At 75.5% G+C, this 9,497-nt stretch carries 12 protein-coding genes; all 12 read right to left on the minus strand.

Features of this window, described 5'->3' with window-relative positions; all coding sequences use genetic code 11:
- Positions 1-1,065: hydrogenase formation protein HypD (gene hypD, locus ACWDCZ_RS37000; protein WP_449818201.1), on the minus strand; the 1,065-nt coding region annotated here is incomplete at its 3' end.
- Entirely contained in the window at positions 1,062-1,367 is a 306-nt protein-coding gene (locus tag ACWDCZ_RS37005; RefSeq protein WP_074002677.1) for a HypC/HybG/HupF family hydrogenase formation chaperone, read from the minus strand. The genes hypD and ACWDCZ_RS37005, both read right to left, overlap by 4 nt.
- Before the next feature lie 6 nt (positions 1,368-1,373).
- Positions 1,374-3,722 (minus strand): carbamoyltransferase HypF, encoded by a 2,349-nt coding sequence (hypF, locus tag ACWDCZ_RS37010; protein ID WP_449818202.1) that lies wholly within the window; start codon positions 3,720-3,722, stop codon positions 1,374-1,376.
- Positions 3,719-4,510, minus strand: coding sequence for a hydrogenase nickel incorporation protein HypB (hypB, locus tag ACWDCZ_RS37015; protein ID WP_449818203.1), 792 nt, complete (start codon positions 4,508-4,510; stop codon positions 3,719-3,721). Before hypB ends, hypF begins: the two co-directional genes overlap by 4 nt.
- 31 nt (positions 4,511-4,541) lie before the next feature.
- The gene (gene hypA, locus ACWDCZ_RS37020) at positions 4,542-4,898 is read right to left on the minus strand and encodes a hydrogenase maturation nickel metallochaperone HypA (RefSeq protein WP_375873133.1); all 357 of its coding nucleotides are present in this window, start codon (positions 4,896-4,898) and stop codon (positions 4,542-4,544) included.
- 116 nt (positions 4,899-5,014) lie between these two features.
- The gene (locus ACWDCZ_RS37025) at positions 5,015-5,119 is read right to left on the minus strand and encodes a DUF6893 family small protein (RefSeq protein WP_375873132.1); all 105 of its coding nucleotides are present in this window, start codon (positions 5,117-5,119) and stop codon (positions 5,015-5,017) included.
- Positions 5,113-5,634, minus strand: a complete 522-nt coding sequence (locus ACWDCZ_RS37030; protein WP_449818204.1) for a hydrogenase maturation protease — start codon at positions 5,632-5,634, stop codon at positions 5,113-5,115. Before ACWDCZ_RS37030 ends, ACWDCZ_RS37025 begins: the two co-directional genes overlap by 7 nt.
- Positions 5,631-7,058 (minus strand): hypothetical protein, encoded by a 1,428-nt coding sequence (locus ACWDCZ_RS37035; RefSeq protein ID WP_449818205.1) that lies wholly within the window; start codon positions 7,056-7,058, stop codon positions 5,631-5,633. Before ACWDCZ_RS37035 ends, ACWDCZ_RS37030 begins: the two co-directional genes overlap by 4 nt.
- Entirely contained in the window at positions 7,055-7,699 is a 645-nt protein-coding gene (locus tag ACWDCZ_RS37040; RefSeq protein WP_449818206.1) for a DUF6084 family protein, read from the minus strand. The genes ACWDCZ_RS37035 and ACWDCZ_RS37040 overlap by 4 nt, the downstream gene beginning before the upstream one ends.
- A complete protein-coding gene (locus ACWDCZ_RS37045; protein WP_234348427.1) occupies positions 7,696-8,343 on the minus strand; it encodes a DUF5947 family protein in 648 nt (215 codons plus the stop codon). Before ACWDCZ_RS37045 ends, ACWDCZ_RS37040 begins: the two co-directional genes overlap by 4 nt.
- Positions 8,344-8,416: 73 nt before the next feature.
- A complete protein-coding gene (locus tag ACWDCZ_RS37050) occupies positions 8,417-8,812 on the minus strand; it encodes a hypothetical protein (RefSeq protein ID WP_449818207.1) in 396 nt (131 codons plus the stop codon).
- The coding region (locus tag ACWDCZ_RS37055; protein WP_449818208.1) for a nickel-dependent hydrogenase large subunit at positions 8,809-9,497 on the minus strand (689 nt) is incomplete at its 5' end. The genes ACWDCZ_RS37055 and ACWDCZ_RS37050, both read right to left, overlap by 4 nt.

The following is a 9,497-nucleotide window of genomic DNA, read 5'->3' on the forward strand; positions in this document are numbered from 1 at the left end:
GTACGCCGCGCACGCCCCCTCGCTGGACACCATCGTGGCGCCGAGCGGCGTGCGCGGTGTGCAGACGGTGCCGAAGGCCTCGCACTGGTGGGGCTTCAGCAGCCCCTGCAGCACCTCGCCGCTGCGGCAGGCGGCGGGTTCGCGGGTGGTGATCCCGCCGACGTCGAAGCGGTGCTCGGCGTCGTGGTCGCGGTAGCGCGGGGAGAGCCGCCACCCGCTGCGCGGGATCACGCCGATGCCCCGCCAGGGACGGTCGGCGACCTCGAAGACGTCCTCCAGCATGGCGCGGGCCGCCGGGTTGCCCTCGGGGCGGACGGCCCGCGGGTAGGCGTTGTCGACGGTGTGCTCGCCGCGCTCCAACTGCCGTACGGTGCGCCGGATGCCCTCCAGGATGTCCAGCGGCTCGAAGCCGGTGACGACGATCGGCACCCGGTGGCGTTCGGCCAGCGCCGGGTACTCGGCGGTGCCCATCACGCTGCACACGTGCCCGGCGGCGAGGAAGCCCTGGACCCGGCAGTCCGGCGAGTCCATGATCGCCTCGATCGCGGGCGGCACCCGGACGTGCGAGACCAGCATGCTGAAGTTGCGCAGCCCCTGCTTCCTGGCCAGGTGGACGGCCATGGCGTTCGGCGGGGCGGTGGTCTCGAAGCCGATGCCGAAGAAGACCACCTCCCGGTCCGGGTTCTCCCGGGCGATCCGCAGGGCGTCCAGCGGCGAGTACACCACCCGGACGTCGCCGCCCTCGCCGCGGACCCGGAACAGGTCCCGGTCGGTGCCGGGCACCCGCAGCATGTCCCCGAACGAGCAGAAGACCACCCCCGGCCGGGCCGCGATCGCCAGGGCCCGGTCGATCGTCTCCAGCGGGGTGACGCACACCGGGCAGCCCGGCCCGTGGATCAACTCGACCTCCTCCGGCAGGAGTTGGTCGATGGCGTGCCGGATGATGCTGTGCGTCTGGCCGCCGCAGACCTCCATCAGCGCCCACGGCCGGGTGACCGTCGCCCTGATGTCGGCGAGCAGCCCGGCGGCCAGCTCGGGGTTGCGGAACTCCTCCAGGTACTTCACCGTCCGGCCTCCTCAGCCTCGGTCCCAGAGCCCGCCGCCGCCCCGGCGGCCTCCCAGGGATCGCCGAACTCCTCCTGCAACAGCCCGAGTTCCTCGAAGAGGGCGAGGGTGCGCCGGGCCGACTCCTCGTCCAGGCGCTGCAGCGCGAAGCCCACGTGGACGATCGCGTAGTCCCCCACCGCCAGGTCCGGCAGGTACTCCAGGCACACGTCCTTGACCACGCCGCCGAAGTCCATCACCGCCATCCTCGCCCCGTCCCGCTCCCCGATCTCCGTCACCCTGCCGGGCACAGCCAGACACATCCGCTCTCACTCCTCCCGGGTGGCCGTCGACCGGGCGGCCACCATCAGCTGGCCGAGCGCCAGACCACCGTCGTTGGGCGGCACCCGGCGGTGCCGCAGTACCGTGAATCCGTCCTCCCCGAGGCCGCTCGCGCAGGCCGAGGAGAGCAGTGCGTTGGCGAAGACCCCGCCGCTGAGCGCCACCGTGGTGGCGCCGTACCGGTCCCGGACGGCCGCGCAGCTCCGCCGGACCAGGTCGGCCACCGCGCGGTGGAAGCGGGCCGCGACCAGGCCCGCGGGGGCGCCCGCGGTCACGTCGGCGACCACGGCGGCCAGCACCGGCCCGGGGTCGGCGGTCCAGCCGCCGGCCCGCGCCGACAGCCCGAACGCGTAGCCGTCGTCCGCCCGCGCCGTCGACCCGGCCCCGGAACCGTCCGCGCGGCCGAACCCGCAGGCCGCCGCCTCCAGTTCGATCGCCGCCTGGGCCTCGTACCCGGCCCGGTGGCAGACCCCGGCCAGCGAGGAGACCGCGTCGAACAGCCGCCCCATGCTGGAGCTCGGCAGGCAGTTCAGTCGCCGCTCCAACTGCCGTTCCAGCAGGCCGAGTTCCGCCGCTCCGCAGGCCCGGACCGGCGACAGCTCCGGCAGCCAGGGCAGGCCGGCCGCGCGCAGGTGGGCGAGCGCCGTCCGGTACGGGCGCTCGACGGCCGCGTCCCCGCCCGGCAGCGGCACGTACCCGAGGTGGGCGAGGCGGCGGAACCCGTCGTAGTCGGCCAGCAGCACCTCGCCGCCCCAGACCGCGCCGTCCGCGCCGTAGCCGGTGCCGTCGAAGGCCACCCCGAGCACCGGGCGGCTGCCGTCCAGTCCGTGCTCGGCCATCACCGCGGCGATGTGGGCGTGGTGGTGCTGGACCCGGTGCACCGGCCGGCCGGCGGCGGTCCGCTCGGCGTGCCGGAGCGAGCGGTAGCCGGGGTGCCGGTCGGCGACCAGCAGTTCGGGCCGTACGCCGCTGACCGTGCCGAGCTGCTCGACCGCCCGGTCGAAGGCCCGCAGGGTGGCCAGGTCGTCCATGTCGCCGATGTGGCCGGACAGCCAGGCGTAGCCGTCCCGGGCCAGCGCGAAGGTGTTCTTCAGGTCGCCGCCGACCGCCAGCGCCGGGCGCACGGGCACCGGCAGCGGGATCGGCAGCGGCGCGTACCCGCGCGAGCGGCGCAGCGGCAGCTGCTCGCCGTCCACCACCCGCACCACCGAGTCCTCGCAGGGCACGTGGATCGGCCGGTCGTGGCCGAGCCAGCCGTCGACCAGCGGGGCGAGCCGCTCCAGCGCCTCCCGGTCCTCGGTGACGATCGGCTCGCCGGAGAGGTTGGCGCTGGTCATCACCAGCAGGTCCGGCCCGGGGGCGGCGAGCAGCAGGTGGTGCAGCGGCGTGTACGGGAGCATCACCCCGAGGTCGGGGCTGCCCGGGGCCACGCCCTCGGGCACCGGCAGGCCGGTGCGGCGCAGCAGGACGATCGGCCGGACCGGACCGGTGAGCAGTTCCCGCTCGACCGGGTCGACGGGCAGCAGGCCCTCGACGGTGGCGAGGTCGCGGGCCATCACGGCGAAGGGCTTGCGGCCGCGCCGCTTGCGCCGGCGCAGCAGGGCGACGGCTGCGGCGTCGCGCGCGTCGCAGGCGAGGTGGTAGCCGCCGATGCCCTTGACGGCGAGAACCGCGCCGTCGGCCAGCAGCCGCCGGGCCTCCGCCAGGGCCTGCTCCCCGCCGAGGTCGGGGCGTCCGGGCACGGTCAGCGTGAGCCGGGGCCCGCAGGCGTGGCAGGCGACGGGCTGGGCGTGGAACCGGCGGTCGGCGGGGTCCGCGTACTCGCGGGCGCAGTCCGGGCACAGCGGGAAGCCGGCCATGGTGGTGTTGGCCCGGTCGTACGGCAGGCCGGTGACGATGGTGTGCCGGGGGCCGCAGTTGGTGCAGCTGATGAACGGGTGCCGGTGGCGGCGGTCGGCCGGGTCGGCGAGTTCGGCCAGGCAGTCGGCGCAGACGGCGGTGTCGGGCGGGATCAGGGTGGCGCGGGCGCCGTCGGGGCGGGAGGGGACGATGCGGAAGCCGGTGGCGCCGGTGGCGGCGAGCGGCGCGTGTTCCACCGCGTGCACCTGGGCGAGCGGCGGCGCGTCGCCGGCCACCCGCCGGCAGAAGGCGTCCAGCGCGTCCGGGCTGCCCTCGACCTCGACCAGGACGCCCTCGCCGGTGTTGGTGACGGTGCCGGCCAGTCCGAGTTCACCGGCCAGGGTGTGGACGAACGGCCGGAAGCCGACCCCCTGCACCAGGCCGCGGACGGCCACCCGCCGCCGCTCGCGGTCGAGCCCGGGGTGAGCGGGCGTCACGCGTGCTCCCCCACGGCGGCGTGGCCGTGGTCGTGGCCGTGGTCGTGATCCTGAGAGTGCCCATGGTCGTGGTCGTGAGAGTGCCCGTGGTCGTGCGGCGCCGCCGCGGCCATCACCGGCCGGTGCGGCCGTGCCCCGGCCAGGACGCCGAGCGCCCGGTCCAGCAGCGCCCCGACGCCCTCGCCCGTCCGGGCCGAGGTGTTCAGCACCTCCACCCCGGGGTTGACCCGCTGGACGTTGGCCAGGAACGCCGCCTCGTCGAACTCGGCCGCCGCCGCGAGGTCCGTCTTCGTCACCAGCACCAGGTTGGCCAGCCCGAAGGCCGTCGGGTACTTGAGCGGCTTGTCCTCGCCCTCGGTCACCGAGGCCAGCACCACCCGCAGCGTCTCGCCGAGGTCGTAGGAGGCCGGGCAGACCAGGTTGCCGACGTTCTCCACGAACAGCAGCCGGCAGTCGTCCGGCAGCCAGCCGTCCAGGTGCCCGGCGAGCATCCGCGCCTCCAGGTGGCAGAGCCCGTCGGTGAGCACCTGCTTCACCGGGGCGCCCGAGCGGGCCAGCCGGCGCGCGTCGTTCTCGGTGGCGAGGTCGGCGGTCAGCGCGGCGACGGGCACCCCGCGTCGCCGGGCGAGCCCCAACTCGGCCTCCAGCAGCGCGGTCTTGCCGCTGCCGGGGCTGGACAGCAGGTTCACCGCGACCGTCCCCCGCCCGGCCAGGGCCGCCCGCAGTCCGCGGGCGCTGTCGTCGTTGCGGGCGAGGACCGCCTGACGGAGGTCGACCGTGCGGCACATCGGCATCAGCCTTTCTGGTTCGGCCCGGACGTCAAAGCTCCTGGGCCCACTCGACGTCGAGGATCTGCAGCTCGCGGCCGGACAGCAGCTCCACGCCGCCACCGCCGGAGCAGCTCGGGCAGCCGAGGTCCGGCGGCATGCCGACCGCCCACTCGACCGCGCAGGGGGCGCAGCGGGCCCGGGCCGCGACGGACTCGGTGTCCAGCGCCGCGCCCGCCACCAGCGTTCCGGCGCAGGCGAGTTCGAAGCAGAAGTCGAGGGCCTCGGGCACCACGCCGGCCAGCTCGCCCACCCGCAGCCGCACCCGTGCCACCCCGGGGGCCCCGTGTTCGCGCGCGGCCGTGTCCACCTGCTCGACGACGGCTTCGGCGATCGACATCTCGTGCATGGGTCCCTTCCCGGATCGGGCGGCAACGCGCCCCATTACAGGGCTCGGTGGCGGCGGCGGCCCGCAGCCGCGCCGCCACCGTCCGCGGGGCTGCGCCGTTCGCAGCAGTGCGCGCCTCACATCCGGGAGATGCGCACGTACCGCTTGAGGTCCGGCAGGTTCTGCCAGACCAGTGCGCCGATCCCCGCCAGCAGGGCCGCGCAGAACAGTTTCCTCAGCATGGTGTTGTCTCCTTCTCCGGCTGCTTCTCCGGCTGCGTGGCCTCGTCCACGACCCGCAGGACCATTCGCACCGCCTCCGCCACGGCGGCGGCGACGGGCTCGCTGAGCCCGATGCCCTCCTCCAACGAGGCCGGCTCGCAGCCGACCACCAGGACGCGTTCGGGCGGCTCGCCGCCGGTGCCGGCGGCGAGCGTGGCGAGCAGGGCCAGTACGGCGTCGGGCCCCATCCGGTGCCCGTCCAGGGCGGGCGGTTCCGGCGGCTGTTCGGCGGCCGCCTCGATCAGGTAGAGGGTGCCGGGCGCCCCGCCCCGGTGGACGGCGTCCACCAGGACGGCGGTGCGGTGGCCGTCGAGCAGCCGGTAGGCCAGGTCGACGCCGCGCACGCCGGCGTCGACCACCTCGACGCCCGCCGGCAGCGGGTGGGCGGACAGCCGCCGTACGGTCTCGACCCCGAAGCCGTCGTCGCCGAGGAAGATGTTGCCCACCCCGGCGACCAGCACCGTGCGGTCCGTCATGGCCCCTCCACCGGAGCGGCTCCGTCCAGCGCAGCGGTCCCGTCCACCGGGGCGCTCCCGTCCAGCGGCGTGACCTCGTCGGGCTGGAAGTAGCGGAAGCGCCCCTGGGCCCGCCACAGGTCGGCGCCCGGGTCGTCCTCCACCGTGACGGCCAGGTGCACCGAGCCGTCGAGGTCGTGCAGCACCGCCTCCACGATGCCGGTCCGCCCGTCCAGGAAGAGGTCCTGGGCGTCGGTGCGCCGCCGTCCGGGCCGCAGCAGCACCCGGCTTCCGGCGCCCACCTGGTGGCCGTCGACCAGCACCCGGTCCCGCTCGGGGTCGACCCCGGGGTCGTCGCCCGGGTCCCACCAGGGCTGCTCGGGACGGCCGAGGGCGGTGCTGCCGGTGGCCTCGCGCAGCCCGCGGATCGCGCCGTGCAGCCGGTCCAGCACCTCGGGCGGCATGGACTCGGCCAGGTCGATCACCGCGCCGGCCCGGTCGTCGGTGCCCCGGGCCTCGCGTTTCTCCTCCTCGGTCAGGGCCGCCGTCCGCAGCGCCAGGATCTCGTCGATCTCGGTGGCGTCGTACAGGGTGCCGAGGCTCTCCGGGGCGATCCGCGGGTGGTCCTCCAGGATGATCGGCGAGGACAGCACCACCCCGCGCTCGCCGTCCGGTCCGGCCAGCACCGGCCAGGTGCGCTCGTTGCGGCACCGCTCGACGGCCGGGCGGGCCCACTCGGGCGGGTCGGTGACGGACAGGAAGCGGCCGTGCTCCAGGCCGAGCAGCAGGTGCGCGGAGACCAGCGAGCGCGGCAGCGCCTGGTCGCGGGTGGCGTGCCGGGACGGCCGCCAGGCGGAGCTGTTCTCCACCTCCACGGTCAGCCGCTGCGCCCGGTACGGGCCGGGCAGCTCCTCGGCCCGCAGCCAGAGCAGGCCGTCGACCTGCTCGCGGCGCCGTATCACCCGGCCGACGACGGCGTCCCGCTCGTGCACCAGCCCGGTCTCGCCGACGCCCGGCAGCCGGAACGGCCGCTGCACCCCCTCGCCGGCCAACTCCTCGACCGGCACCAGGAGTTCGATCCGCTCCTCGACGCCCTCGTCCCATTCGACGAGGTCCCGGTCGGCCAGCTCCAGCCGTTCCACGGACTCGAAGCCGGCGGCGGTGGCCTGTTCGACGGTGCGCCGCTGGACCCGTAGGAAGCGCAGCTCGACCGCCAGCCGGTCCCCGTCGCGCGCCTCCATCAGGCACTCGGTGCGCTGGTGGGAGTGCTCGCCGCCCTGCGCGGTGTACTCGGGCGGCACCAGGACGCCGAACTGCCAGCGCAGCCGGTTCTTGGCCGCCGAGGCGCGGTACGGGTAGAGGACGTAGCCCTCCAGCAGCACCGCGTCGGCGATCTGCCGGGCGGCCGCGAAGCCGCGTTCGATCCGCTCCGGGAGGCCGCTCACCGGGCCCCCTCCCCGATCGCCGCGGCCGTGAGCAGCTCGCGCACCGTCGCCTCCCAGGAGGGCAGGGCCCGCCGCGAGCGGTAGGCCAGCAGCTCGGCCATGGCGTCCTCCGGCAGCCGCAGCCAGCCGCTGCCGGGGAAGTGCCGGTCGATCGCCTCCCGCCAGACCCGCACCGGCATCCGCACCCGGGCCTCCCGGTCCCACGGCACCGGGCTGACCTGGAAGCCGCCGGGGCCGGCGAAGGCGGTGCCGGAGAAGAGCAGCAGCAGCGGGACCTCGCCGCCGTCCTGTGCCCGGAAGTAGCGGGCCGAGGCGACGTCCTGGTCGTAGGTGCAGGGCACCGCGAGGTCGATCTCGGTCCCGCCGGTGAAGCCGGGGACGAGCAGCGGCACGGTGGCGAACTGGATCGGGTTGAGCGTGGTCGCCCAGCGCTCCCGCCCGCCGAACAGGTCGGCCAGCCGCCCGCCCTCGTCCTCGCCGTACGGCCGGCGGACCGGTTCGATCCGCAGCTGGACCTGGAGGGCGAGGGCGTGCACCCGGGTGTCGGCCGGGGCCGTGATCCGCAGCCGGAACATCAGGGTCGGACCGGCCGCGTACGGGTCGGACCGCACGCCGGTGCAGGCGAAGCCGAGCGCCGTCACGCCGTCACCTCCGCGGGCAGCGGGCGGGCCCGGTCGGCCAGGCGCGCGAAGAACGCGTCGAGTTCGGCCCGCGCCTCGGCGCCGCCGTCGAAGCCGTGCCAGCACCGCCGCAGCCGGCCGACCAGCTCGTAGCAGATGTCGATCGGCACCAGGAAGCACGCCACGCGCTCCTCGGTGCGGCGCACCAGCAGCGCCTCCACGTCGGGTTCCAGGGCGGCGGCCAGCCGGCTGCCGCCGAGGGCGCGCTGCCAGGCCTGCTCGTCCAGTTCGCTCTCGGTGGCGCCGGCCGGGCCGGGGTAGAAGGCCAGCAGCTGGTCCATCACGGTGCTGCGGAACAGGAAGGCGGTGCCCACCGGGATGCCCAGCACCGACCAGGCCTGCTGGTCCAACTCCCGTTCCGGGTCGGCGAGGTAGCGGTCCGGCACGGTGCGGTAGCGGCCGCCGGCCGCGCCCGGCTGCTGGAACAGCAGGCCGCAGGCGGTGCAGGCGCAGGCCAGGGCGCGGTCCTCGACGTCCACCAGGTGGCGGTGGCCGCCGGGCAGGTCCCGGCCGCAGAACGCGCACTGCTCGGGGCGCGGCGGCGCCGGTTCGCGCAGCCGGTGCAGCAGGGCGGTCCCGTCGCGGGAGATCCGGCGGGTGTTCATCGCGCCTCCGCGGGCTGCGGCGGGCGGGTGCCGATCTGGAGCAGCTGCGGGGCGCGTTCCAGTTCCACGGCCGTCACCTCGGGCGCGTGGCAGGCCAGGACGGCCTGCGCCTCCTGCTCGCCGCAGCCGCAGCCGGTGGCCGTGCGGCGCAGCCGCAGGACGCCGGTGGCCGGGTCGAAGCCGGCCGCCTCGACCGCTCGGGCAGGGCCGCGAGCGCCCGCTCGATCCGGGCGGGGAGGTCCTCGGGGTGCAGGTCGTGCAGGAGCAGCAGCCCGGCCACGACCGGGTCGTCCAGCATCCGGTCCAGGGCGGGCGGGGGCAGTGCCGGCACCAGCCGGGCCAGGCCCTGGCCGTAGAACTCCATGAGGTCGCGGACCAGTTGCTCGCCGGCCCGCTCGGCGTCGGCGCCGCTGTCGGCCAGCGCGTCCAGGGCCTGCTGGATCCGCAGCCCGGTCTGCTCGGCCGTCATGCGGTGAGCCCGCTCAGGCCGGTGGGCACGTGCATGGTCTGCACGGTGCGCCCGCCGCCGACGTACATGTGCACGCCGCAGGGCAGACAGGGGTCGAAGCTGCGGACCGCGCGCATGATGTCGATGCCCTTGAAGGTGTCCGGCGGGTTCTCCTCGAAGATCGGGGTGTTCTGCACCGCGTCCTCGTACGGGCCGGGCGTGCCGTAGCTGTCCCGGACGCTGGCGTTCCACGGGGTGGGCGGGTACGGGTGGTAGTTGGCGATCTTGCCGTCGCGGATCACCATGTGGTGCGAGAGCACGCCGCGCACGGCCTCGGTGAAACCGCAGCCGATCGACTCGTCCGGCACCTCGAAGCGCTCCCAGGTCTGGCTGCGCCCGGCGCGGACCTCGTCGAGCGCCTTTTCGGCGAAGTGCAGGGCGGCGGCGGCCGCGTACGCCTGGAAGTAGGTGCGGGCGCGGTTGCGCTCGATGGCGTTGCTCCACTGCGGGATCTTCCACTCGAAGGTGACCTCGGGCTTGGTCATCGAGCGGGGCAGGTTGATCTGCACGCTGTGGCCGGTGGCCTTGACGTAGCCGATGTCGACCAGCCCGGACAGCGCGGTGGACCACAGCCGGGCGATCGGGCCGCCGCCGGTGTCGAGGGCGAGGTGGTCCTTGCCGTCGAACCAGCGCGGGGACATCACCC

The sequence above is a fragment of the Kitasatospora sp. NPDC001225 genome (genome assembly GCF_053597855.1).

Bases quoted from the DNA above. Each gene is read 5' to 3' on its own strand.
- hypB (WP_449818203.1), bottom strand. From the start codon at position 4,510: ATGTGCCGCACGGTCGACCTCCGTCAGGCGGTCCTCGCCCGCAACGAC.
- hypA (WP_375873133.1), bottom strand. From the start codon at position 4,898: ATGCACGAGATGTCGATCGCCGAAGCCGTCGTCGAGCAGGTGGACACG.
- ACWDCZ_RS37045 (WP_234348427.1), bottom strand. From the start codon at position 8,343: ATGAACACCCGCCGGATCTCCCGCGACGGGACCGCCCTGCTGCACCGG.
- ACWDCZ_RS37050 (WP_449818207.1), bottom strand. From the start codon at position 8,812: ATGACGGCCGAGCAGACCGGGCTGCGGATCCAGCAGGCCCTGGACGCG.
- ACWDCZ_RS37005 (WP_074002677.1), bottom strand. From the start codon at position 1,367: ATGTGTCTGGCTGTGCCCGGCAGGGTGACGGAGATCGGGGAGCGGGAC.
- ACWDCZ_RS37025 (WP_375873132.1), bottom strand. From the start codon at position 5,119: ATGCTGAGGAAACTGTTCTGCGCGGCCCTGCTGGCGGGGATCGGCGCA.
- ACWDCZ_RS37030 (WP_449818204.1), bottom strand. From the start codon at position 5,634: ATGACGGACCGCACGGTGCTGGTCGCCGGGGTGGGCAACATCTTCCTC.